Genomic DNA, 23,994 nt, shown 5'->3' with positions numbered 1-23,994 from the left:
AATCGTCCAGTCGGGTTGGAGCCGGGAATGGGGCGCGCGGGTCATGCAGGAATGGCGTTGCTGGTGCGGCGCGCGTCGAGCGCGGCGTCGAGCAGCGCGCGCTCGTCCGATTTGTGCGTCGCGGAAAAGCGGACGGCGAGCGCGCAGACCGCGGTGCCCGCGACGATGTAGCCGAGTATGATCAGGCATTGCTGCGGGGTGGCCGAGGCCTTGTTGAGGAACCCCGCCGCGACCGCGCCGATGTTGCCGCCTGCGCCGATCAGCCCGGCGACACCGCCCAGCGCCTTGCGGTCGATGAACGGCACCAGCGCATAGGTCGCGCCGCAAGCCATGTGCGTGAACAGCCCGAACATCGTCATCGCCAGGATCGCGAGCGTCACGCTGCCGGCATGACCGAACAGCACCAGCCCGACGCCTTCGCCGAGCATCAGCGCGAACAGCAGCAGCGCGCGGCCGTCGAGCCCTTTGCTGAGCGCGATCCGGTCGCTCGCGATCCCGCCGAGCGCGCGGGCGAACAGGGCTAGACCGCCGAAGATCCCGGCGGCGAGGCCTGCGTTGGTCAACGAAAGGCCGAACCGGTCGACGTAATAGCTGGCGGCGATGTTATGGATGAAGATCTCGACGCCGAAGCACGCGCCATAGGTCGCGGCGAGCATCCAGGTGCGGTAATTGGCGGCGGCGCGGCGGAAGATCGCCATGCCGGTTGCCTTGCCGCCGTCGAGTTCGATGCCCGCGGCGCGGAGGTCGACGATGTCGCCCTGCGGCGTATCCTGCGTGTAGCGCGCGTAGACGAACGCCATCGCGAGCATAGCGACGCCCGGCACGAACATCGCCGCGCGCCAGCCGAACGCGTGCTCGACACCGAGCCCAACCAGCGCCGCGACGACCAGCGGCATCAGGCTCTGCGCCGCACCACCACCGGCATTGCCCCAGCCACCGACGGTCGCGTTGGCGGTGCCGACGACGTTGGGCGCGAACATCACGCTCGTGTGATATTGCGTGATGACGAACGACGCGCCGATCGCGCCGATTGCGAGGCGGAAGAACAGGAACGTCTCGTAGGTCTGCGCGAACGCCAGCCCGAACACCGGGATCGCACCGATCAGCAGCAGCCACGTATAGGTGCGCCGGGGGCCGAACCGGTCGCAGAGCGGGCCGACCACCAGGCGCACGAGGATCGTCACCGCGACCGCGGCGATGTTGATGTTGGCGATCTGGTCTTTGCTCAGCCCGAACTCGGCCTTGATCAGCGGCATCAACGGCGCGGCGGCGAACCACGCGAAGAAGCACACGAAGAACGCCAGCCACGTGACATGGAACGCGCGCATCTGCGGCGTGGCTGCGCTGAACAGGTCGATCCTGGTGGCCTTGGGTGCGGCGGTGAAGATACCCGGTGATGCGAACAACATGGTCGGCCCTCCATCTGCGGCGGACAAAGAAAAAGCCGCCCCGACGGCGACCTTGCGGACGCATCGGAGCGGCTTCGTTGCCTATGGACAATCGGTGGATCGTCCTACGCGGTCAGGTCCCGTCGTTGGAACCGGTCTCGCGATGATTTCGTGTCCGACTCCTTTGCCGGACGATGTGAAGATGACCGAAATGGTGGTATCGCGCAAGCGTCATTTCGCAGGTGCAGCAGATTGGGTTGGCTGCTCTCGCAGCCGCGCACAGATTGTTTCCCCGCGACCCAGACTGAACCCGCCTTCGTGGGAGAACAAGGAGGAGAGCGCAGCGCTCGCCTTTATGGCAACCCAGCCAGATACCCCTCGATATCATCCGGATCAAACGCTTGCCGATCGAAGAACGCATCGCGCCCAAGGATCAGCCGACCCTGCGTCGACCCCGCGCCGATGCCGTCGGCGCCGATTGCCCCCTCCAGCTTCGAGCTCGCATTCGGCAGCGGTGCGCCGGACCCCGCGAGCGCCGCGCGATAAATGTCCGGCCGGAACACCCCCTGCGCGACATCAGCTGCCTCAGCCGAGAACGGCGTGCCGTCCCACCGCACCATCTGCGAATACAACCAAGCCGCCTGACTGCGCCAAGGGAAGTTCGCCGCCTCGCGGTACTGGAACATGAAGTCGGGCACATGGATTGGCAGCGCGTCCTTCACCAGCCGCACCCGGTCGCCGATGGCCCGCGCCACTGCATCGACCGGGGCATCGAGATACTCTCGGCGAGACAGTATCGCCGCATTCTCCTCAAGCGTATACGGATCGATGAACTGCGCAGCCGCAGCGTGCAGTGCACGGATCAGCCGGTGGACGACGTCGCCACGCTCGGCCAGCGTGGCGGCGCGCATCGCCAGCACCTTCTCGACGCCACGCTGCCAGACCTGTGCCGTTACCAGCGCGATCCGCCCGACGCCGCGATCGACCGCGACGCCGTTCCAGGGCTCGCCGACGCAGATGCCGTCGACTTCGCCCGCCGCCAGTGCATCGGCGGCGAAGGTCGGGCTGGTCGTGACGATCTCGACGTCGGTATCCGGGCGGATGCCGACCGCCGCGAGCCAGTAGCGCAGCATGTAGTTATGGCTCGAATAGCGATGCACCACGCCGAACCGCAGCCGCCGTCCCGCCGCAGCACGCTCGGTCGCGACCGCCTTAAGCCGCGCACCAAGCACCACCGGATCGCCGAGCGCGTCGCCGTCCATCACCTGCGCCGCGAGCGGCAGCGATAGCGTGATCGCGTTGCCGTTGAGCCCCAGCACGAACGGTACCGCCATCGCCACCGCCGGCCGCCCACGCCCCAGCGCCGTCGCGATCGCCAGCGGTGCGACCATGTGCGCGGCGTCGGTATGGCCGTACAGAAGCCGGTCGCGTACCGTCGCCCAGGTCATGTCGCGGACGAGCTCGATCTCCAGTCCCTCGGCCTCGGCGAACCCGCGTTCGCGCGCGAGGATCGGCAGCGCCGCATCGACGAGAGGGAGGAAACCGATGCGGACCCGGTCGAGCGCCATCACAAATCTCCCATGAGCGCATCGCTGGTGATGATCGCGTCGGCGATCTCCGCGATCCGGCGGTTGGATCGCATCGCCTGCGCGCGGAGCAGGCCGTAGGCGGTCGGCTCGTCGATGCCGCGGCGTTTCATCAGGATCGCCTTGGCGCGGTCGACGGTGGTGCGATCGGCTAGCGCGCTGCGGGCTTCGTGCAGCTCGGCCTGCAACCTTGCGAACGCCTGGAACCGCCGGATGGCGAGGTCGATGACCGGCTTGATCCGCTGCTTGGCGAGCCCGTCGACAATGTAGGCGGAAACGCCCGCATCGACCGCGGCGTTCGTGGACTCCGCATCACTCTGGTCGACGAACATCGCGATAGGCCGCGCCAGCGCGCGCGATACCGCGAAGAACTCCTCGAGCACGTCGCGGCTGGGGTTTTCAAGGTTGATCAACACTACCTCGGGCGCCGCCTTCTCAAGCGCAGCGACCATCCCAATCATGCCGTCGATCACGACGATGTCGTCGAGCCCCGCCTCGCGCAAACCGTCGGATATGATCGCGGCGCGCGTGACGCTGGTATCTATGATCGCAATGCGCATGGAGCGTATTATTCTGCCTTGATGCTGTTGGCGAGGACACATCGTTTCATGTCTTCACGCAAGCCATCGAGAGTAAGTACAGCGGGGCCATACCCGATGCGATGAACAATCGTCTCGCCGAGACCAACGGCTGTAAATCAGATTTTGCCAAGGGAGTTCGGCTAACGGCGAGGCTTGAGGTTGCTGCGGCCGTATGAACCGAGGTCGAGAGGCACGCAAAAGCCTGCTTGGGGCCGCATGCGTGATCTCGGCGCCCTGTGGGCTTGAGCCCGCCAAAATGGCGCCCGGCAATTAAGCGCCGTGTAATTTACGGCGGTTTCGAAATTCACGGAGACCATTCGAAGCGGACCAGAACCGGAGCGCACCGGCCATAGCCCAAATAATGGACAGGAATGCCAGACGATTGACTGACGCAAGACGGTCGGAAATGTCCAAACTGATATCGAACGGCCGCCGGTCCTTTCGTCGACCGGACATGATTTTGGTGGAACCACCAGCCGATGAACGGCGATCATCGTACCTGACCATGTCGCGGCCTCGCCGGGTAGGCTACTTGACGCACTGCCCCGGCGATGCGGACGCCGCTGAGGCGGGCGACCGCATCCTGACTGGGAACATGCCGCCCATACCGCCCGGGACACTTTACCGCTCTGCTCAGCCAATCCTGAAAACTGATTTCTTTCAGTTTGGCACGAGGCTGAGGTGGGAAGGACGTGAAAGCGAGTTCGTACGCGTTCTAACTCGACTTGGGCAACGCGAACGCCATCGTGTAGTCGCCATAGCGCGTACCTAGTGCGCCGTGCCCGCCCGCTGTAATGACTACATACTGGCGGCCATCGGCACCGCGATAGGTCATCGGCGTTGCCTGAGCGCCGGCTGGCAGTCGCGCCTTCCAGATGACCTTGCCGTTACGCAGGTCGAACGCGCGTAGATATTGGTCGGTGGTCGCACCGATGAAAGCGAGCCCGCCGGCGGTGACGATCGAGCCGCCCAAATTGGGCACGCCTGTCCGGATCGGCACGCCAAGATGCGACCCGAACAGTCCGGTATCGCGCGCCGTGCCAAGCACTTCCTTCCACAGGATCTTTTTGGTCTTCAGGTCGACCGCGGTCAGGTGACCCCAGGGTGGCGCGTTGCACGGGGCACCGAATATCCCGATCCAAGCCTGCACCACGGCGGTGTAAGGCGTATTATATTGCGTCTGTAGCTGCGCCTGGCGCGCATTCTCGCCACCCTGTTTCTGCTTCATCAGCTCCGCCACGCGTGGATCGTCCCGCCGCATTACCCATAGCTTGAACGGCATCTCCATCGTGTTGACGGTCATGATCCCGCGCACCGGATCGACTGCCGCGCCACCCCAGTCTGTGACCCCATCGAATGCGGGGTGGCCAATGATCGGCGTCGTTCCGATTGGCTGATAGATGCCCGCGCCCTGCGACCGGCGTATGTCGATCCGGCAGAGCAACTGGTCGATCGGCGTAGCGCCCCATGTCGAGACTTCGCTCGGCGCAGGTGGCGTGAAGGAAGGCATACCGGTCGAGAAGGGCTGCGTCGGCGAGACCTTCACGCCGGGCGTCGCGCCATCGGTACGCACCTTGCGTTCCTCGATCGGAGCGAGCGGCGCGCCGGTAAGCCGGTTGAGGAAATACACCTGGCCCATCTTGGTAGTCTGGAGCAGCGCCGGGATCGTCCGGCCGTCGGGCGCGCGGTAATCGAAGAGCGACGGGCCTATCGGCAGATCCATGTCCCACATGTCGTGATGCACCAGCTGACGCATCCAGCGCAGCTTGCCCGTTGCCGCATCGAGCGCGACGATCGAAGTCCCGAACCGGTCGTCGAATGGGCGGCGATAGCCCGTCCAGTAATCAGGCGAGGCGTTGCCCGTGCCGAGATATACGATGCCGTTGGCGGCGTCGGCGGTGATCGCGCCCCATACGTTGGGCGTTCCGCGCGTGTATACCTGCCCCTTGGCGAGTGGCGCAATCGCATCCTGCGAACGGCCGACGTCCCAGGCCCAGACCGGCCTGCCGGAAATCGGATCATAGGCGCGCACGACCCCGCTCGGGATGTTGCGGTTGACGTTGTCGACGATCCGCTCGCCGATGATCAGCCGACCGTTGACGACGACGGGGGGCGACGTGCCGATCTGATCGGACGGCGTCGACAGGCCCATATTCTCGCGCAGGTCGATCGAGCCGTTCTCGCCGAAGCTGGGGCATGGGCGGCCGGTCTCGGCATTAAGCGCGACGAGCCGCGCGTTGAACGTCGGTGCGAAAATGCGGTTGGGGCAAGGCGTGCCCGCAGGCGCCTGGTAATGCGCAACGCCGCGGCAGACGAGGTAGTTGTTGCCCTCGCGCTTCGCATCCTCGTGCCATGACCAGCGCGTCTTCCCGGTAGTCGCGTCGATCGCCTGGACGAACGAATGCGGCGTGCAGGTGAATAGCGTGTTGCCGATGTGGATCGGTGTCGCTTCGGAATGATATTCGCGCTTGTGCTCGACCGCCTCCGCGGCATCGGGAAGATCGCCCGTCCGCTGCGTCCAAGCGAGCTCGAGATGCCCGACATTGGCAGGAGTGATGTCATTCAGTGCCGAATAGCGGCGGCCCGACAACGTACCGCCATATTCGGTCCAGTCGCCATCGGCCTCCGCGCCAGCGCCGTTGGCGGCAACCGGGACCGGTGAAGCGGATACCGAACCCTGGGCATCCAGATCCTGACCGCGAACGAGAATTCCGCCGGTCAACAGGACGGCACCGACGCCGACCGCGGCCGGTACCGCGCGGGAACGTGCGCGTGGCCGACGACCGCCCCAGCCGGTGAGCAACACGAGAACCAGCAGGACCGTCGGAGCGACTACCCGTGGCACTAGCTGCAGACCGTCGAGACCGACCTCCCACACCGCCCAAACCAGCGTGGCCAGCCAGATCGCGACGAACAGCCAGCGTCCGCGCGGATCGCCGCGACCGATCAAGGCTCCGCTCGCGATCATCGCGATACCGGTGATCAGATAATAGGGGGATCCGTGCCAAGCGAGAAGCACGCCTCCAGCAACGGAAAAAAATCCTCCTAGGATGGCGACCGCCCAACCCAATATGACCGTCAGAAAGCGCCCCATCGATACGTCCTCGCTGTATTCCCTACCAACGCGTAACACAGGTTAAAGTATCGATGAATTTTTGGTCATGAGCAGTAGCTCATCGTACGCATGACCTTGCGGATGAAGCGAGGCACGGGGCGCTTTCGAAAGCGCCGCGAATCCAACGTTGTTGGCCTGCGGCTCATTACCCCAACCTCACGTCAATCCAAGGGATGTTCGGTCGGTCAGCCTGTGGTCAAGATGACCTGTTCGGTCATCCATACAGCGCCTAGTCTATCGCGATCGAACGGTATCGCGTTTGAGAGGCTACACGGCGAACTCGATGAGATCGACGCAGACTGGTACAAGGGCGATCTCCAGGCAACGGACGTAAGGTCCTGCGGCTCAGGCCGAAATCCTGCAACGTAGCCGTGACGTACGATATGCGCCCTTAACGAAGCCGCCTTCACATCGTGATCATAATTGGCCACTTGAATACTGGTGCCGCGTTGCTACCGGCTACGATCGGGGCACGACTTTCTGATTTCCGCTATTGCGCTCGCCGCCATCGTCATCATCCGACTATGATCAATCTTGACGCAGGTCGGCCTGCTTGTGCTGATGGGGCTCGCCGCCAAGAACGCCATCCTGATCGTTGAGTTCGCCCTTCAGGACAAGAAGAAGGGCGAGGGCGTCGAGAAGGCGGCGGCCGAGGCGGCCCGCACTCGGCTGCGCCCGATCCTGATGACCTCGCTCGCGTTCATCCTCGGCGTCATACCGCTCGCCTTCGCCAGCGGCGCCGGGGCCGAGCTGCGCGAGGCGCTGGGGACGACGGTGCTGTTCGGCATGGCGGGAGTGACGCTGTTTGGGCTCGCCTTCACGCCCGCATTTTTCGTCGCCTTCGAGCGGTTGAGCGAGCGCTGCTCTAAGAAGCAGGGCGAAGAGAGGCCGGACAAGACGGGCGCTCTGCCTATGCTGCCGTCGCCACCGACGCGAAAGATCCTCCCGGCTCCGGAGGGCACATGACAGTAGCGCGTTTCCCTACCGTCGTCATTCTCGCGACGGCGTTGGTCGCCGGTTGCACCGCCGGTCCGGACTATCGCCCGCCGGTGACGCCTAGCGCCATGGCGGCGAATGGCAGCTTCGTGACGCCGGTCGGAGAACTGGCGACCACCGCCCCACCGCCGGGTGACTGGTGGCGGCTTTACGCCGACGCCGACGTGGATCGGCTGGTCCGGCAGGCGCTCGCCGCCAATACCGACCTGCGTCAAGCCATCGCCCGGCTCGCTCGCGCTCGCGCAGTCCTCTCGGAAGCGCGTGATCAAACGCTGCCTCGCACGCTCGTCTCGGGCGGGGTCCGCTACCGTCGCGGCACGATCACCGGCCCGGGCGACGCGGGCTTCAGCGGGTCGGGGTTCGGCTCGGGTAACGTCGGCGGCAATGGCGACGGCGATGACGGTGGCAACAGCGACAACGCTAGTCGAAGCGATCGGCAGCGGCGTAACGGGTCTTTCTCCTGGAGAGGCGGTCTACGGATATGCCGCGGAAGGCGGTGCTTACGCCGAGTGGATCGCACTGGATGCAACGAAGGTCGCAGCGAAACCCGCTTCGCTCAGTCACGAGGAGGCTTCCTCTCTTGCGCTCGTCGGTCAGACGGCGATGCAAGCTGTAGACGCAGCGCGGATCGCATCGGGACAAACGGTTCTCGTGCACGGCGCCGGCGGTGCAGTGGGTTCGATTGTCGTCTCGTTGGCGATCTCTCTAGGCGCAACCGTGATCGGTACGGCTTCCCCCCGTGACGCCGTACGCCTTCTCAGCGCCGGCATGAGCCGTCTGATTAAGCGAGGTGAACCATTCGGCGACTTAGAGGAAAAGGTGGACGCCGTGATCGATACCGTCGGGGGTGAGTTGCAGATACGCTCGTTCGACGTTCTCAAGCCTGGTGGTATTCTTGTTGCGCTGAGTCAGCCGCCACCGCAGGACGTCGCCGTGAGAAGGCGTGTCACTGCGATCATGCTCTCGACAGAAACCTCAACCGCTCATCTGGACGCTTTGCGTTCGCAGATCGACGCGGGTGTGATCGTTCCACGCCTTGGCAGACGCTATGCGCTTACCGAAGTCGCCCGCGCATGGCGCGATTGGGCGGCGAGGGGAACGGAAGGAAAACTCGTAATTGACGTTCATCAAATGAACTGATGCTTCAATCAGGCCTGCTGAACATAGATCGATCCGCTTCCCTAATCGCGAGGGGTTACTTGTGAGTATCCATCATCATTCCGAAAGTCTTGCCGATCGAACGCGAATGCTGCTCGTGCAATCTTTGATTAAGCTTGGCAAGCCGATGGCAAACGCACCCGAGGATAGACTGGCTTATGACGCGTTGCTGTCGGGGATCCCGGCTGCCCAAGGTGTGGACTACACTCCAGATACTGTCGGTGGGGTTTCCGGATGGTGGTGCTTACCGAAGAGGCATGGTGATCACGTGCTTCTACACTTTCATGGCGGCGCATATGTCATGGGATCCGCTTGGGCGTACCGGAATTTCGTTGGACAGATTGCCCGCCGTGTTGGCGCGCGCGCGTTCATACCGGACTATGCGCTCGCGCCCGAGCAACCATTCCCACATGCCTTCGACGATGCATCGGCGGTATATCGTGCGCTTGCCAAAGGATCCGAGGCGATCGGCATAGTAGGAGATTCCGCCGGAGGTGGCCTGGCTTTGGGACTCCTGAGGCTTGTCGCTCACGATCCCGTTATGTCACTTGGTCGACAACCGAGGATCGGCGTCGAAAGCCGGACCCCGCTGTAAGCGCGATAACCACCTGTGATCCCTTGGAAAGTTTGGGTTAGGGAGGGGGCGCGATTGGCGCCGATCTGGACCGCGACAAGTTAGAGCTTTGATGTAGATTCAATAGCTTGCCGAAACTCTACCGGGGTCCCAATCTCGACGCCGATCCACAACCTCGGGGAAGAAAAGCGGGCGCTGCACCTAGCGCTTCGCCTTAGCCAACGAAATTCAGCAGTCGGGCTACCGCGTCAAGCGCCGACGATACGTTGCCAAGGTCAGAGTTTAGGTCCGCGGAACTGTCTGCAATGGCTTTCAGCTGTTTCCCCGCCGCGTCGATCGCCGAGCTGGACGCTGAAATCGACGCGCGATTGTCGTCGTAGGCAATCAGCAGGTCGGTTATGGCGCCTTTCAAGAAGATGGCGCGGTTGATCTCCCTCGTAAGAGCCCTCGTGTCCCTGCCAGCCTCGGACGCCGTAGCCCTGTCCGTCTCCATCTTTGCGAGGAATGCTCGGAGACAGTCACGGGACTCCGCAAGGGCCGATTCACGATCGTCGACGTCGATTCCCTTGGCGAAGGATGCATGATCGCCGAACATGAGTTCATACAGGCTTCGATAGTGGTCGTAGAACGTGTTCATGGACTACTCCTTGCTCTTGGTTGCCAACTTGATTTGCTCAAGCAACGTGAGAACGGAATTGGCGTCGCGAATCATGTCCTCGGTGTTCGCCTTAGGATTCTGCAGCGAGAGGATCAGTTCGGCGTGCGCATCGGTCAGCTTGCGGAACGACAGCCTTTCACCACGCATTGCGTCCAAGCGATCCGACAATTTGGACATTTCGGAAAGATTGGTCGCCTGACGATCCTGCAGCTGCTCGATCCGCTGGGTGGTAACGATCGGCATCGTTCCCAGCCCGTTGTCCATCTGAAGCCTTTGAACCTCCGCCCGGTCGGCCTTGATCCTCTCGTCGAGGTCATAGATGCGGAATGACGCGCCATCCCGTTCGTTCACTCGAAGGTTGTCCCACACATGTTGCAGGTCGTCGGACGCAACCTTAATCCAAGGTTGCGCCGCTTGAGCCACTCGTAGCAGTCCACGGCGACGGGCTTCGCGCTTCTGGGCGACACCGATGAACGTCGCGGCGTTGATCAGCGGCGCGGCCCAGGCTGTTGCAGGCGAGATCACAAGCGCGAGCGCTTTCAGTGACCCCGCAGCGGCCTCCGCCTTTTCCTTCATCGTGTCGAGGTCCTTCGCCTCGGCAAGGGCCGCCATCTGCTCTGTATAGCGTTTGATGGATCCCAATAGCGCCTTAGAGTTGGGTGCTGCGGCCTTCAGGATGCGACGCCCGCCACTAGCCGCGGTGTAGGTCACTTCGCAGTTCTTGGCGCTTTCCGCTCCGCAACCCGCTCCTACGACTACACGTCCGTTACTCTCGGCGAGGAAAGACTGAGCTTGAGCAAGGCGGGCCGCCGCGTCCCCCTGCACGGCTTCGTCAAACGCGGTGGTATCCGCACTCGCTAGAAGGTGAAGTGCCGTAGCTTCTTTCGCAGGTAGTGTAGCACAGCCGCTGAGCCCCGCTGTGACCGACATCAGCAACGCCATTTGGGTAGAATGCTTTTTCATGTCCGCCCCTCGATAGGTAGCCTGCCCCCGGCGACTCGACTATTCCAATGCTGAAGACGCCAGTTTATGCCCGTAATGTCGAGAAGAATTTATAAATCGCAGCGAAGATGTCGCGGCATTCTATTCAGGATGGTCGACGTCCGACTGAAATGCGAAATTGATGGGCTTAAGTACCAATTGCGGCGGTCTCGTAGACCCTGACTTTTTCCTAATCTCCCAAGCTATATGGACGCCGAACGAAGGAAGTAAGCGTGCGCCACGCTGAACGCGGCGCAGCCAGTATGAATATCAGGCTTAATGCATGTAGAGAGGGTTTCAAAAAATAGATCGAGTCACGCACCGTATAATGGAGTATTTGCCCGGTGCGCGGTCGCTTGCGATCTAAAACGGGCCGCACAAAATGTTGCTGGCGAATACGAGACGCTGAGTTACCAAGATGCCTCTAGAAGCTTTGCCCTGACGGAAAATTGGTGCGTTCCATGAGCAGGCGGAATTGCATTTCAGCCCGTCATGTTTGCTGGGATGATGCCGAAGTTTTACGCCGGAACCAGGTCTATGCATCCGCACTGAGCGGGATGCCCGTGCTCCCGACACCCTCTGGGTGATCGTGTATCCTGCACAGCAAATCCGCAAAGGTATCAGAGGTGTTTCGAACCGCACCCGCGACCAGCCAAGAGGCTAACGCCGTAACCGGCTGAGAGGAAGCTATGGCGGACTATCTCCCGCGGACGGTAGCGCCGATCACGAGCAAGGTAGTTTTGGGGGCACAGCTCGCTTTGGTCAGCTCGCGCTTTGCCAAGTTGAACGCGCGGAACGTTTAATCAAAGTTCCCAGCGACTTGTCGGTGATATGAGGCATCCGGATGGCAAACCACACATATGTGCCAGCACTGCGGCCCGAACCAGATTTGAGAAATCTGTGGGGGCTCCGCTGTGTCGAAACCGGGGTTTAGATGCCGGTGACATTTCGAGCTGAGCGGGAAGCGTTGGAAGCCGCCAAAGCCGTCAATCGCCAAGCTCGATAGGTCATATCGAAACCAGGATCATGTGCCCATTCGACAAGCGCTCGCCACTTGAAAAGGGTCCAATTCGGATCTATCCTTACACACCCCTAATATATCGAGAATATAATGAGCGATGAAATCAGCGCAGTTGAATTGGCAGCCGAACTGACTGGGGCATGGTTGGCAAACCCCAACACGCGAACCAATGCGGATGACGTTCCTGCGTTTCTGGTTTCCATGCATGCAGCCGTCGTACAGTTAACCGGTGCAGAGGCTCCGGTTCAAACAGAAGAGCCCGCCCAGACATACGAGGCGGCCGTCACCGCCCGTAAATCGCTTGCTTCGCCAGATCACATCATCTCCATGATTGATGGAAAGCCGTACAAAACTCTACGCCGCCATCTGGCGACGAACGGGCTGACCCCGGATGACTACCGCGCGCGCTACAACCTCAAGGCGGACTATCCGATGGTAGCCCCGTCCTACTCGGAAGCACGCCGGACCATGGCCAAGTCGATCGGCTTGGGGCGCAAGCCTGGGCAAAGCGTCGAACGGGCTGCTGTTGAAGCACCGAAGGCTGCGCGTAAGCCCCGTGCCGCCAAACCAATCGAAGAAGCCTAACCAAACCGGGCGGGGGGGGGGGGGAACCTGCCCTCAATACCGTATTCGTGCTAGATCTGGAGTGAAGGACGTCGTCACGTTGACGGAACCCCGCCTTTCCCCATTATGAGGCGATGACCGACCCTCCTGACGGAACTGAAGCGAACGCTCACGCGCCCCCGCCGCGTGAGCCTCCAATGCCGGACAAGCAGATGATAGACGGCGATCTCGATCGCCGACAGGATTAGCAGCGTCGTACACATTTCTCGTGCGGGCGGACGCAATCGGCAACCTCATCATGTCTTGGCCGGCAAGTTCTTCCGCAATGATGCAGCCGAGGATGCGCTTCGGCGTGTTTGACGTGTATTCCTCCTAATGTGGGAATGCTCCCACAGAGGTAGAGTAAGTCAGCGCTTCTTGAAAATGTCGAGTTAGCGACACCCACAAAAGAATTAGATAGAACGGTTCTCGAAGCAAATCCGTGTGAGCATCGTTGCAAGCCGATTGGCCTAGTGGGGCATGTTGACGTCGAACCACCGTACGGTTCTCGAAAATATGTCTCGGACGTTCGCCGGTGACTGTGCAAGGCTGTGAGACTCGCCGCCGTAACGCACAAGTTCGGCAGTCCGCCCGCGGCTGTAGAGAGCATTGAAGAACTGTTCAGATTGCGTGCTTGAATCGCGCATGTCGAGGTCTCCATGAATCATGAGGAGAGGAGTTCTGACGTGCTCGGCATAATACAGTGGGGAGACTTTGGCGTACGTATCTTGATCGTTCCCCGGAAGCTGCGGCAATCCGAATTGGTCGATCTGTGACCAGTTGCTGCTCTTCTCATGCTCGATGCCAGGATAGCCACGCGCCATCGGGTCGAACTCTCCGACCCAGCTCGAGAGATCGCTTATGCCGGCCAAGGCCACACCCGCCTTGAAGCGGCTCGTCTGGGTCAGTAGCGTCAGAACGGTGTATCCGCCCCGGCTCTGTCCGAAGACCGCAAGGCGGTCCGGGTCGGCGATGCCGAGCGCGACGAGCTTGTCGGCCGCAGGGATTACATTGGCGGCCATCTGCTGAAACGCCGAATAGCGCTTCTCCCCCTGCGGCAGAGGGATCGAGGGGATTATCACGACGTAGCCCTTCGCGGCGTAGGCGTACATGTTGTAGATCCCCGGCATCATAGGGTCGAGAAAGTAGTCGGTCTCGAGGGATCTCGATTGATAACCCTGATACACCCAGAGAAGCGTCGGGTAGGGGCGCCCGGTTTGGTAGCCGGGCGGCAGGATCACTGCTGCCTTCAGCTGTTTCCCATCCGCGCCGACGTAGTCGACGAGGCGCTTCTCCCCCCAGTCGATCTGCGCCATCACTGCGTTAAGTTCCATCAGGGGCTGCTGGCCCTCGCCATCAAGTCGCACCGCGAAGACCTTCGTGCCCCTCGAATCCGATCGGCTCAGCACCACCACGCCACGGGGCAGATTGGAGTCGATGGGGGTCCCTCCAGCCGCGTCGGTCTCCGGACCCGCCAGGCCATCCACCGAAAGATAGCGCAGGCGGATGGACGCCCCGTCGGTGCGCGACAGAAGGAAGCGTTCCACCGGGCGCCCGCGGTCGGATGGGGGTATCAGGTCGGTATCGGCATCCAACTTGGCCACCCGCGTCATGACATGCCGGCGGTCGTCGAAACGGTAGAGCGTTCGCCCGCTGATCGCCACCAAACCTCCGCGGGCCGTGCGATAGAAAGTCCCCGGTTCGTCCATCTTCCAAGTCAGGTTCGTCCGCTTGCCTGCCAGCCCGAGTAGCCACCAGTCGCTGCGGCCGCCGGGCTTCGTGTCTGGAAGTCGAGCAATTAACCGCTGCGATCCGATCCAGAACACAGGTCGCGACAGAAGATTGTCGACTCCCCACTCGTGCTTCTCGATTATTGGCTGCGTCACCTGCGTCGGACGGCCGCCGTCCACCGGAACGGCGAAGAGCGATGTCTGCTCTGCAAAGTCGTCGGCTCGGCCGCGAACGGCGACCCAGCGACTGTCCGCAGACCATTCGTGCAGCGACAAGGGGCGGGCGACTGCCGGGGGCAGGCTCGCCCATCGCATGAGCGCTCCCGGCACGATCTCGACGAACCCCAAGCGGCGCTCGACCGTCCACATGTCGTCGAACGAGTTCGGCAGGGTGCGGCCATCCATCGGCTGGATAGCGCCCATCGATACAAGAAGCGCAAGCCGCCTTCCGTCAGGAGACACGGACACGGTCAGGGCGCCGCGAAAAGGATATGTCGGAACCGTCGCCACGGAAGCGATGGAACCGTCTAAGACGTCGAACGTCTTCAGTCTCGCTTGGTCCGCGGTCTGGTCGCGCGGCAGTCGCGCCGCGCCGCTTCCAACAACCCTGCCGGTCGGCTCAACCCCGGCACGGAGTGCTGCGGCGTCGGCAGCCGCGCTGCGGAAAGGGCGCGTGTACCGATCGAGAAGCGCGGACGTCTCACCCCTTGGAAGGGTGGCAGCAAGCAGCCGATGCGCATCGAGCCAGAGATATGGCGCCTTTTCGTAATCTTCGCTGCAACCGTGCGCAGCCGTACCATGATCGGCGCCGCCGCGAAGATCGAGCCGTTCGAAGGGGCCGCCGTAGCGCATCTGGGTGGGCAGTCCATCGTTCGACTGGCGGGAGAGCCGACCGGTATTCCTGTCCCAGACATACAACCGGACGTTGTCCCCCCCGCGGGGTTCGGAACCCTCTGGCTGGGTCGAAAGCATCGCAAGCCGCCTTCCATCCGGAGACCACGTCGCACACCAGAAACCGGCAGCTCGAGAGGCTCCGTTCGTTATCTCGCGCCGTTCGCCGGTCACCGTCGATATCAGCACCACGTCGGATCGCGACGGATCGATCTCGTAGGCGTTCCTCCCGAAGACCTCGCCGGGCAGGGCGGGACGCTGTACCACGAAAGCCGCCCATTGACCGTCCGGAGAGATCGCCGCCTGGTCCAGTCTCTGAAAGGAGAGCACATCGTCGATCGTCAGCGGGCGCCCCCCGGCTGGGCGTTCAGATGGAGTGGCTTCCGCCAAGCCGACGACAGAAATCAACGTCAGACACGCGATTACGACAGTTGTGCGTCCGAGCGCGCAAACCGATTGTCGGAAGGCATCGATCGCAGCACGTCGATTGCGAAAAATGATCAAGCCGATTCCCATCCTTAATAGGCATGTCCCCGAACGTAGCTCGGTCCGTGCGGCAACGGGTTCGAACACAGCGCAATTCGACAATAGCACTCCGCACCTTCGACCAAACCGGCTCTGGTCATGGCTGCCCGGTCAAACTCAGCCGCTATGTTCCATTCAACGGCGGGTCTTTAAAGCGTCGTCCGACCGGGTCACGGTAGATACCTCTGGTAGATCCGTTCCAGCTTGAGCAGCCAGAACAGGGCCCCGATGAGCTTGTAGCTGAAGCCGCCGTTGCTGGCCGCATGCGCCTGATCAAGAAGCTGCGAGATGTCCATGAACCCTAGATCAGCCACGATCGAACCATCGAGCGCTGCGTCGAAATCGAAATACGCAGCTTCTCTCTGCATCGAATGGCCATAACCCTCGGCAAAGCGTGGATAGATGAAACCGTCGCTCATTCCAGCACGGGCGAGCATGAGGACGTTGATCGCCCTGTTGGCTCGGAGCGGGCGCGGTAGTGACCGGCAGAAATCGATCACGTCGGGCGAGCAGAGAGGATTGACCGGCCAGATGCCTCGCCGGAGGAACATGTCGGAACGCCCGGCGGCTACCGTCAGCGACGATGACGAGGCCGATCCAGGAAGCTGCCATTCCTCCCTGCGGAAGGTATGCTCGAGACATAGTTCATCACCTCCGACGCCGGTCATGATCAAATCGACAGGGCCGCTCGGATGCGTTTCCACGCCGTAGGCGCAAGGTATCCGTTGGTTGTCGTCGAACGAGGTTACCTGAGCCTCCTCGATCTCCAGGGAGGCAAGCTCGAGATTGTTATCGGCGAGATACTCGTGGTCGTCGAATCCGAGAATATCGATTATTTCACGGCGTCTGGCCCGCTGCTGGCGTCCGACTACGCCGCCGTGGATGAGGCCGTACGAAAGGATGTCGTCGCGCAGCCCGCTCGCCGCTACGCCTACGCAACCGGAGTCAAATCCGCCGCTGAGCTCGACGAGCGGGTGTTGAGCAATTTCCACGAAGGGTCTTAGATTCTCCGCAATCAGCTCCCGAAGCGCGTCGGTCACGCGGGCGCCGTTGGAAAGCGTGGCGGGTACGACCACTTCGTTCGCGCAGTCTGGGATGAAGCGGATCGTATCGCCCACGACCTCGACCGACTCTCCGGGCCAAAGCATCGACACCCCACGGATCACCGTTTCCCGGGTCAGCGCCGGACCGTGTTCGACGTAGATGCGGGCAGCTTCGGCGTCCGCTTCCGGCCGAGCGATGTTCCTAACGGCCTCCTCGTATCGCCATGAGATGACGAGACTTCCGTTATTGAAGGATACATACAGTGGAACGCCGGGAACACTCGTCCTCCGGATCCGGATCATGGCGGCGGGCACCTGCACTACGGTCACCTCTACGGCCTGCCGAGAGCTGGAGCCGAAACCACCGGTCCAAACGGGCCCGCCGCCGGAGTTCTGGAAGCCACCGACTTCGCTCACGAAGAGCGTCGTGTCAGAAGGCTTCTCGATGGAGGCCGTCTGGATGAAAGGCGAGTCAAACGGTTCGAAGCGAACGATCGAGTACCCCCGCATGCCGTGCGCGTCGCCAACGCCGTCACGCCGATTAAGGCATTGAAATTTAGCTGATAGCACGAAACACTTTCGTTCGTCTGGTATCACGCAATATGAAAAACGGCGCCCTGCGAAGCTCGGGCGCCGTCCATCGCGATCGGCGGTTGCTTATTGAAAGCCTAGCCCGACCTGATTGTCCTGACCACTACCCTGCTTTGAAGCGACGCTCTCGAAAACACCGCCGGAGACCTTCAGGATCTCTTCGGTCTTCAGACGTCGTGGCGCAGTGGCGAACACCTTGTTTGCTGCTTTGTCGGTCTTGGGCATGGTCAAGCTCCTCTCTTGGTGGAGAGGCGAAGCTGCCATGTGAGCCTTCAAGGGACAACATGCGCGGTGTGCAGATTAGTTGGAACCCGACCTATCGCACCCTCAGCGGTCCTGTCGTGCGGCTTCTTTCGAACAAGCTGCCTTTCCATCGCTCAATAAAGATCATCAAAAACACCCCGGGGTCGCAACTCGGAATGCGGGTCAGCTCGTCCGATACGACCATGGTGACACGGAATCAGAAAGAGAACGAGGCAGTTGGAAGTGGATCAACGGTCAGGGCTCGAAGCGACGATGACCGGAGCGTCATGTAGCCGCCTTTCGCCGCGCAAGGCGCGAAAAGTCATCGACGAACTTTGCACGGCGCCGAGTCGTCCGCCGTCCTACGTATTGCCGCCAGCGGGTCTTTCTCTTGGGCCAGTTCTGGCGCCTCGATCCGGACGTGTTCGACGCCGGCATGCCATTGATACTGCCACCACGCCGTACCCGACGTCGCACTGATCGTCGGAAGCAGTACCGAGGCTTGGCGCAGAAGTTCATCCGGCGGGATGAGATCTTGGCTGGCCGCTACTGCATGGGACAGGTCCTTGGCCAGCTCTACGTTCGGTGCGTTCGCCATGTCGTTAGACTTCTGTTCAAGGTCTCGAGTCATGTTTTGCTTGGCCGCGTTCCATTCGGGATCGGTGAACCCGTCGGTGAGTAGATCGCATGTGGTTCTTCGCAGGTTCGTCAGTGCAGGCCGCCATTGACCGGCTGCGAAGTTGTCCCAGACCATCACCAGGCGGTGCCCCTGCTCGCCGTTCTCAATGAACATGCCGACCTTGCCTGGAGGGCTGCCGGGCTGAGAACGGGCCAGACGGTCGTTGACCGCCTGCTTCACCAGCATGTCCATGATCATCGCGGTGGACTGCCCGCGACGCGACGTCGCGGGCGAGAGAGCAGGAGCGACGACGGTCATCAACGCGATCCTACGCCCCTGTTCGAGCGCCGCGAAACTGACGGGCCTGATGCGCTCCGCCTCGAACGAGGCAACCGGGGCGGTCGAGGGCCCCGAGTCTGAGCGATTCCAATTCCCGAAGTGCCTTTCGATCATCGCCTTGGTGACCGAGGCATCCACGTTCCCGACCACTACCACCATGGTGTTTCGGGGCCTGTAGAGGCGACTGTACAACCCGCGTATCCTTTCGACGGTCGCGGTGGCCACATCGTCCGAGTTCTGAGCGTCGATGACGTCATTGGGCGAACCCGGCGCGACGGAGGCTATGTAGCTGGCGTAGATGTCGTTCCCCAGCTTCCGCCCGGCCATCTCCTGCTCGACCTGAACACGCGCTTCGTCGACGGCGTCGGATCGCATTGTAAGGTCGCTGGCGACTTCTCGGAACAGTCCAAGCAGGGTATCCAGATCGGTAGCGTTGTTCGTCTTCGTTGATAGGAAATAGTTCGTCTCGCGCCAGCTGGTGGTCCCCGCGGAGGGCGCCGAGAAGGTCAGCGGCAAACCTACATGTAGAAGATGATGCAGATCGTCCGGGGCACCGATCGTCGGGCTCAGAAAGGCTATGTGTTCGATGAGGTGCGCCAGTCCACGTTCGCCAGGACGCCGTTCTTCGATGAATCCTCCCTCGTTGCGCATGAGCAGCGAGACACCCGGTTCAGTGCCTACCCGCGGAAGAATCGCGTAGCGTATGCCGTTGTCCAGACGTCCGGAGGCTACCGGCCGCCAGTCGCTCCGCGGGCGACGCTTCTCGACCACCGGCCGGGCGGCAGCATCTCCGTCGCCGACCTTCTCGCCGGCCGAGACGATCGATGGCAGAGCTGCCGCAACGAGGAACGCCAAGTGCGGCAGCGTCCGGAAAAATTTTCGCAATTGCAAAGCCCTTCCACCATGCACCGCGTACTGGCACGATGCCCTTCGATCTCATCCCGCTTTCCGATACCTCAACGGACCCGCGACCAGATGTTCGTGGGCGCAATTCGTCTCCTTGAGGCCAGATAGCCTTGGCGGATATTCATATGCTGCAGCGCGGCCGACGCGGATACATCAGATGGAATGGGATTCGACCTAACTCGGTCGCCTAGACATTGACTCAAACAGGTCATGCCAGCGTATTTCCGTGGCGCATTCACTGCGCTTGGAGACTTAGAATGTCCAATCAACATACCAATAGACGATCCAACGTCATCAACGAGAAGACCATCAAGGGCAGCGGCGTGGACGGCATCATCGAGATCATTGCGCCCGAGGAGATCGACGCGGTCGCCGGCGGGCTGCTTGCGATACCGCCTACCACCTATCCGGGTCAGCCGCCGCTCCCGAACAGCCCGGTGTATAGCCCCCATTGATACGGCGCGCCGATCTGTCGCTTGACTGAACGTGCGACGGGGTGTGGTCCCAAGCGGGCATCGTAGGGACTGCACCCTTGGCACGGCACTTGTCCGAACCGGCTTAGGGCTTCCGCCGTACCTCAATGGATCAAAAATCCTTTTCGCCCGCTGCATGTGTTCACAGTGGCCGACGGACTGGAATCACGGGATCGAACTTATGGGACTGAGAGAGCGGGCGGCGATCAGCCGACGCGTTGAGAAGCGGCTGTTGAGTCTTGACGACGTGACGGTCTTCGGCAGGGGAGGTCTGGACGTATACATCGTTAAGGACTTCATCGCTCCCTACGAGCGCAAATTCATGACGAACATGATCAAGTCCAGTCTCGAGCAATCGCGCACTCTTGGCGATCAGTACCCGGAAGTATCGGATTATAGGACGAGCTCGACGTCGCAGCTTCGCTCGCAGAGCACGGTCGTGAAGTCGGTCGACCTGAGAATATCGGAGCTTCTGGGCCTCGACGATTGCAACGCCGAGTCGATGCAGGGACAGCACTACGCCGTCGGTCAGACGTTCAAGCCTCACTGCGACTTCATGCATACCGGTGCGTCGCATTGGAAGAAGGCGCGTCGAGAGGGCGGGCAACGCGTCTGGACCGCGATGGCGTATCTCGACGACGACATGGAAGGCGGGGAGACCCGCTTCGTGCGCGCCGGCTTCAGCATCAAGCCGGTGGCCGGAATGCTGGTGGCATGGAACAACATGACCAAGGACGGCAACATGAACTGGGCGACCCTGCACGAGGGATCTCCGGTGAAGCGGGGTGAGAAGACGATCATTACGAAGTGGTATCGCGAACGCCGATGGGGACCGCCGGCGAACGCCGGGAGAGGTCGCGTTGACGCACCCGCCCTTGAACCCGCGTGACCCTCGAAAGTCAGCGGTCCGGTCGGAACGCAGTCGGTGCACCTGGCCCATTGACTGGTCAGCCTTTCACGTTCCGGCGCTTCCGTACGGGTGGCGCCACGCGCGGGCAGCGAGCCGCCGTTCATCGAACCTCTACGGAGGCTGTCTGCTTGGGGCGGTCTACGGCGCAATGGGATAACTCGGTCCCCATTTTGACCGGATGGCGAACGTCCGACGACAAGACGATGTCGGCGAAAGCAAGTGAGGTGAGGCATGGAAGTACTGGGTAATTACGCCAACGACGGATACGCGTTAATATCCGAGTTGCTCTCGCCAAGCATCCTGAATGCCCTGCTGGCGGACATAAAGAGCGAGACCGCTCCGAAGACGATCCCGATATCGCAGGAGGACGTGTTCGCTCCAATCCTGAACAGGGCGGCGTTCGAGGTCTACGGACCATACTACACGCCCATGAAGTTCCTTCAGTGGGGAATGACCCCCGTCATGGAGAGGCTGGTCGGAAAGTCCTTGGAGCCGTCCTACGACTTCTTCCGCTTGTACAGGACTGGCGACGTATGCAAGGTCCACTCAGATCGTCCCGCCTGCGAGCACAGCATGACGCTCACGCTGGGATACAGCGACGGTATCGAATGGCCGTTCCACGTAGGCCACGAAGCGATCGCCGCACCTTGTCCCATCACCGACGACTTCGGCGGCAAGAGCTTCGCCACCCTGTTAATGCGACCGGGGGATGCGGTGATCTATAAGGGGGTGGAAGCGCGCCACGGTAGAGTGGATCCAAATCCGAATGCATGGTCGGCCCACATCTTCCTGCACTGGGTCGAGCGCGATGGACGCCACGCCGGTTCAGCCTTCGAGTGCGGATCGGCGACCAGTCCCGTAGACTTCTCCTTCGTCTAGACCAGATCGGCCTACGCGCTTGATGTGCCGCCGCCGCCGGAGCCATCGGTAAGATCTGCTACGGGCGTCGGCTTGCCCGGAGGATCCGAATGGCGGCGCGTTTGGACAGCGGCGAATACCTGATGGTCCCGCGAAGGTCCTGAAGCCTCCTCCCAAGCGCTCCGATAGAAGACCCTCATCTCTGCGGCGCGCGCACGATCGATGCAAGGCTGTGGTCAAGCCGACGACGGCGCGCGAATTTCGCCCAGGGTTCGAACGATCCTATCGCGATGGAACTTTGTCGCGATTGAGAAGACGACGGTAGCGATGCGGAATGCCGCGCGACCGGCTCCGCGGTTGCCGTGTCTGGCAGCGAATTTGCCGAACGCAGCGAAATCATCACTACGGCTGTGAACCATTCCGAGCGTGTCTCTCTCCCGAAGGGGCGAAGCGTAGCCCTTGGATTTCGACTAACGATTACCTGGGGATCGAGTGTCTGGAGATGTGTCGTCTTCATCGTCACCGATCAGCAGATCGTCCGCTTGCGCTCTCCCCATTGCGACAAGCAGGGCAAAGGCGGCCACGTAGGCGTCGCGCCGAGCAGTCAACGACTGGACTTGACTGTTCAATAGTTCCTGCTCGGCGTTCAGCAGGTCTAGGATAGTGCGGTTCCCAACCTGATTTTCCGCGCGAACGCCTTCGAGACTTAGCTCGTTGGCCTTCACGGCGCTGTCCGTCGACCTGATGGACTCCGCCGTCGTCCGCCAGACAGCGTAGGCAGACCTCACCTGGGCGATCGTATCACGCTCGACTGAGATCGCGTCCTCGATCGCCCGTTGTTCAAATGCGGTCGTCTGACGGACGAGCGCGGCGGGGCGTCCCCCCTGATAGACGGGCTGATCTGCGACGAGGGAGGCCGATGAATTCAGACCTTCCTGCGCTCGGCGTGCAGCGCCGCTGCCCGACGATTTCGGATAGGAGCCTAGGGCGTCGTACAGGCCGCCTCCGATCTGTGCGGTTATCCTGGGAAGACGAGTGGCTCGAGCGGCCCCCACATCGTAACCGGCGGCGGCGGCTTCGCGCTGGGCGGCCGAGATAGAGGGGTTGCGAGCCAAAGCCACTCTTACGGCGTCGTCCGGATCCGCGGGTAGGTTGGGGAGCGGTCCGGGCTGGCGAAGATCAACCGGTTGATCCCCGACGAGCCTGGCATAGTTCTCCCGACTCTGGATCAGTCGGGAGGACGTCACCTGGAGTTGCGAGGCGGCCAACGCTAGCCGCGCCTCGGCCTGGGCAACGTCCGTCCGCGTCAGGTCACCGCCTTGGAAGCGGTCGCGTGTCGCTTGGAGGGTGGTCTCCAGAACACGGACGTTCCTTTCGTAAAGCGACACGGCGGCCTGATCACGGAGTACATCCATGTAGCTGCTGACGACAGCGTAGAAGACGTCGGCTTCCGTCGCTCGCGTCGTGGCATACGATGCCGTGGCACGGACCCGTGCAGCGTCGACCTGACTTCTTATTCCCCCACCGGCGTACAGCGGCACGCTGAGCTGGACGTTATTCTGAACCTGCCGATAGGGCGTGCCTGCACCGGACGTCGCGTTCGATCCGAAAGGACGGATCAGGTTCTCCGTGAAATCGCTCGTAAGCCCCGCCGACGGCAGTCCGTTCGCCTTGGCAATCGATACGTTCTCCTCGGTCGCACGCTGTGTCGCGCGCTGCGCCGCGATCGTCGGGTTGGTCAAGTGAGCTCGTCGCAACGCCGACCGCAACGTCTCGGCATGTCCGGAAGACACCGTGAACGCAGTTATCGTCAGCAGGCCTACGGAAAGCCCGGACAACGCGTTGGACAAGCGGCCGGCCACCATGCGGCTCCGCCGGAACGGGGACCGACCCGAACATGTGACCGATCGACCATGCGTGATGGCCGAGCGGCTCGTCACGAATGCCGAAACGTATGGGTCCGATACCGCTGGAAGTAGTTCGGATATGCCCGATCCGATCCAGGTCGTCGCTTCGGCGTAGATTTCCACTGCTCACTCTTCACGTTGGAATGGTTCGGCTTTCCGCACGCTTCCGCAAATCGCGTCGTCGATGTCCGGATGGCATCGCCAGTCAGGACCGGTCCTCCTCCAAGTGTCCTACAGGACTTCGTCACTTCGGTGCGTAGCTTGGCGTCGGCATGATAACCCCCGCCGGCAGCCGGCA

Annotated in this window: 18 protein-coding genes and 1 pseudogene; 8 read left to right on the top strand and 11 right to left on the bottom strand. The window is 61.9% G+C overall.

The features are described 5' to 3' along the window. Positions 1-41: 41 nt before the first annotated feature. From U1708_RS07905 to U1708_RS07890, 4 genes are all read right to left on the bottom strand, one after another. A complete protein-coding gene (locus U1708_RS07905) occupies positions 42-1,409 on the bottom strand; it encodes an MFS transporter (RefSeq protein WP_332744411.1) in 1,368 nt (455 codons plus the stop codon). A 332-nt stretch (positions 1,410-1,741) separates the two neighbouring features. Further along, the gene (locus U1708_RS07900; protein ID WP_332744410.1) at positions 1,742-2,956 is read right to left on the bottom strand and encodes a CmpA/NrtA family ABC transporter substrate-binding protein; all 1,215 of its coding nucleotides are present in this window, start codon (positions 2,954-2,956) and stop codon (positions 1,742-1,744) included. Then, positions 2,956-3,534, bottom strand: a complete 579-nt coding sequence (locus U1708_RS07895; protein ID WP_332744408.1) for an ANTAR domain-containing response regulator — start codon at positions 3,532-3,534, stop codon at positions 2,956-2,958. The genes U1708_RS07900 and U1708_RS07895 overlap by 1 nt, the downstream gene beginning before the upstream one ends. Positions 3,535-4,270: 736 nt before the next feature. Continuing rightward, positions 4,271-6,574, bottom strand: coding sequence for a membrane-bound PQQ-dependent dehydrogenase, glucose/quinate/shikimate family (locus tag U1708_RS07890; RefSeq protein WP_443029996.1), 2,304 nt, complete (start codon positions 6,572-6,574; stop codon positions 4,271-4,273). A gap of 624 nt (positions 6,575-7,198) precedes the next feature. Here U1708_RS07890 and U1708_RS07885 point away from each other — a divergent pair. The 3 genes and pseudogenes from U1708_RS07885 to U1708_RS20700 all read left to right on the top strand — a co-directional run. Next, a pseudogene (locus tag U1708_RS07885) lies at positions 7,199-7,636 on the top strand (efflux RND transporter permease subunit); the annotation flags it as partial. Positions 7,637-8,062: 426 nt separating this feature from the next. Beyond that, positions 8,063-8,806: an NADP-dependent oxidoreductase gene (locus U1708_RS07880; RefSeq protein ID WP_332744405.1), complete on the top strand. Its 744-nt coding sequence runs from the start codon at positions 8,063-8,065 to the stop codon at positions 8,804-8,806. A 106-nt stretch (positions 8,807-8,912) separates the two neighbouring features. Beyond that, positions 8,913-9,419 (top strand): alpha/beta hydrolase fold domain-containing protein, encoded by a 507-nt coding sequence (locus U1708_RS20700; protein ID WP_443029995.1) that lies wholly within the window; start codon positions 8,913-8,915, stop codon positions 9,417-9,419. A gap of 193 nt (positions 9,420-9,612) precedes the next feature. Here the strand turns inward: U1708_RS20700 and U1708_RS07870 are convergent, their stop codons facing one another. After that, positions 9,613-10,035, bottom strand: a complete 423-nt coding sequence (locus U1708_RS07870; RefSeq protein ID WP_332744403.1) for a hypothetical protein — start codon at positions 10,033-10,035, stop codon at positions 9,613-9,615. Between the two features lie 3 nt (positions 10,036-10,038). Continuing rightward, positions 10,039-11,019 carry a hypothetical protein gene (locus tag U1708_RS07865; RefSeq protein ID WP_332744402.1) on the bottom strand — a complete coding sequence of 327 codons (981 nt, stop codon included), beginning with the start codon at positions 11,017-11,019 and terminating at the stop codon, positions 10,039-10,041. A 1,129-nt stretch (positions 11,020-12,148) separates the two neighbouring features. Here U1708_RS07865 and U1708_RS07860 point away from each other — a divergent pair. Further along, positions 12,149-12,643 (top strand): Ros/MucR family transcriptional regulator, encoded by a 495-nt coding sequence (locus U1708_RS07860; protein ID WP_332744401.1) that lies wholly within the window; start codon positions 12,149-12,151, stop codon positions 12,641-12,643. A 488-nt stretch (positions 12,644-13,131) separates the two neighbouring features. On the opposite strand, the gene U1708_RS07855 is transcribed toward U1708_RS07860, so the two are convergent. The 4 genes from U1708_RS07855 to U1708_RS07840 form a co-directional block, all read right to left on the bottom strand. Next, on the bottom strand, positions 13,132-15,786 hold the full coding sequence (locus tag U1708_RS07855) for a S9 family peptidase (RefSeq protein WP_332744400.1): 2,655 nt from the start codon (positions 15,784-15,786) through the stop codon (positions 13,132-13,134). A gap of 191 nt (positions 15,787-15,977) precedes the next feature. Next, complete coding sequence (locus U1708_RS07850) at positions 15,978-17,360, bottom strand: asparagine synthetase B family protein (RefSeq protein WP_332744399.1); 1,383 nt, start codon at positions 17,358-17,360, stop codon at positions 15,978-15,980. A gap of 147 nt (positions 17,361-17,507) precedes the next feature. Next, positions 17,508-17,666, bottom strand: coding sequence for a hypothetical protein (locus tag U1708_RS07845; RefSeq protein ID WP_332744398.1), 159 nt, complete (start codon positions 17,664-17,666; stop codon positions 17,508-17,510). Positions 17,667-18,006: 340 nt separating this feature from the next. Then, the gene (locus U1708_RS07840; protein WP_332744397.1) at positions 18,007-19,527 is read right to left on the bottom strand and encodes a M16 family metallopeptidase; all 1,521 of its coding nucleotides are present in this window, start codon (positions 19,525-19,527) and stop codon (positions 18,007-18,009) included. 278 nt (positions 19,528-19,805) lie between these two features. Between U1708_RS07840 and U1708_RS07835 the strand changes: the two genes are divergently transcribed. From U1708_RS07835 to U1708_RS07825, 3 genes are all read left to right on the top strand, one after another. Further along, positions 19,806-20,003, top strand: coding sequence for a hypothetical protein (locus U1708_RS07835; RefSeq protein ID WP_332744395.1), 198 nt, complete (start codon positions 19,806-19,808; stop codon positions 20,001-20,003). Between the two features lie 265 nt (positions 20,004-20,268). Next, the gene (locus U1708_RS07830; RefSeq protein ID WP_332744393.1) at positions 20,269-20,910 is read left to right on the top strand and encodes a 2OG-Fe(II) oxygenase; all 642 of its coding nucleotides are present in this window, start codon (positions 20,269-20,271) and stop codon (positions 20,908-20,910) included. Between the two features lie 252 nt (positions 20,911-21,162). Then, entirely contained in the window at positions 21,163-21,810 is a 648-nt protein-coding gene (locus U1708_RS07825) for a hypothetical protein (protein WP_332744391.1), read from the top strand. 449 nt (positions 21,811-22,259) lie between these two features. On the opposite strand, the gene U1708_RS07820 is transcribed toward U1708_RS07825, so the two are convergent. Further along, the gene (locus tag U1708_RS07820) at positions 22,260-23,654 is read right to left on the bottom strand and encodes a TolC family outer membrane protein (protein WP_332744389.1); all 1,395 of its coding nucleotides are present in this window, start codon (positions 23,652-23,654) and stop codon (positions 22,260-22,262) included. A gap of 34 nt (positions 23,655-23,688) precedes the next feature. On the opposite strand from U1708_RS07820, the gene U1708_RS07815 reads away from it, so the two are divergent. Next, positions 23,689-23,811, top strand: a complete 123-nt coding sequence (locus tag U1708_RS07815) for a hypothetical protein (RefSeq protein WP_332744387.1) — start codon at positions 23,689-23,691, stop codon at positions 23,809-23,811. Positions 23,812-23,994 lie beyond the last annotated feature (183 nt).

It is taken from the genome of Sphingomonas arabinosi (assembly GCF_036663715.1).
Classification (GTDB): Bacteria; Pseudomonadota; Alphaproteobacteria; order Sphingomonadales; family Sphingomonadaceae; genus Sphingomonas.
This window is presented reverse-complemented; position numbering and strand designations above follow the sequence as displayed.

What these genes read in the sequence shown, in the direction of transcription:
- U1708_RS07905 (WP_332744411.1), bottom strand. Translation starts at nt 1,409, where the DNA reads ATGTTGTTCGCATCACCGGGTATCTTCACCGCCGCACCCAAGGCCACC.
- U1708_RS07900 (WP_332744410.1), bottom strand. Translation starts at nt 2,956, where the DNA reads ATGGCGCTCGACCGGGTCCGCATCGGTTTCCTCCCTCTCGTCGATGCG.
- U1708_RS07895 (WP_332744408.1), bottom strand. Translation starts at nt 3,534, where the DNA reads ATGCGCATTGCGATCATAGATACCAGCGTCACGCGCGCCGCGATCATA.
- U1708_RS07880 (WP_332744405.1), top strand. Translation starts at nt 8,063, where the DNA reads ATGACGGTGGCAACAGCGACAACGCTAGTCGAAGCGATCGGCAGCGGC.
- U1708_RS20700 (WP_443029995.1), top strand. Translation starts at nt 8,913, where the DNA reads ATGCTGCTCGTGCAATCTTTGATTAAGCTTGGCAAGCCGATGGCAAAC.
- U1708_RS07870 (WP_332744403.1), bottom strand. Translation starts at nt 10,035, where the DNA reads ATGAACACGTTCTACGACCACTATCGAAGCCTGTATGAACTCATGTTC.
- U1708_RS07865 (WP_332744402.1), bottom strand. Translation starts at nt 11,019, where the DNA reads ATGAAAAAGCATTCTACCCAAATGGCGTTGCTGATGTCGGTCACAGCG.
- U1708_RS07860 (WP_332744401.1), top strand. Translation starts at nt 12,149, where the DNA reads ATGAGCGATGAAATCAGCGCAGTTGAATTGGCAGCCGAACTGACTGGG.
- U1708_RS07850 (WP_332744399.1), bottom strand. Translation starts at nt 17,360, where the DNA reads ATGCGGGGGTACTCGATCGTTCGCTTCGAACCGTTTGACTCGCCTTTC.
- U1708_RS07845 (WP_332744398.1), bottom strand. Translation starts at nt 17,666, where the DNA reads ATGCCCAAGACCGACAAAGCAGCAAACAAGGTGTTCGCCACTGCGCCA.
- U1708_RS07835 (WP_332744395.1), top strand. Translation starts at nt 19,806, where the DNA reads ATGTCCAATCAACATACCAATAGACGATCCAACGTCATCAACGAGAAG.
- U1708_RS07825 (WP_332744391.1), top strand. Translation starts at nt 21,163, where the DNA reads ATGGAAGTACTGGGTAATTACGCCAACGACGGATACGCGTTAATATCC.
- U1708_RS07820 (WP_332744389.1), bottom strand. Translation starts at nt 23,654, where the DNA reads ATGGTGGCCGGCCGCTTGTCCAACGCGTTGTCCGGGCTTTCCGTAGGC.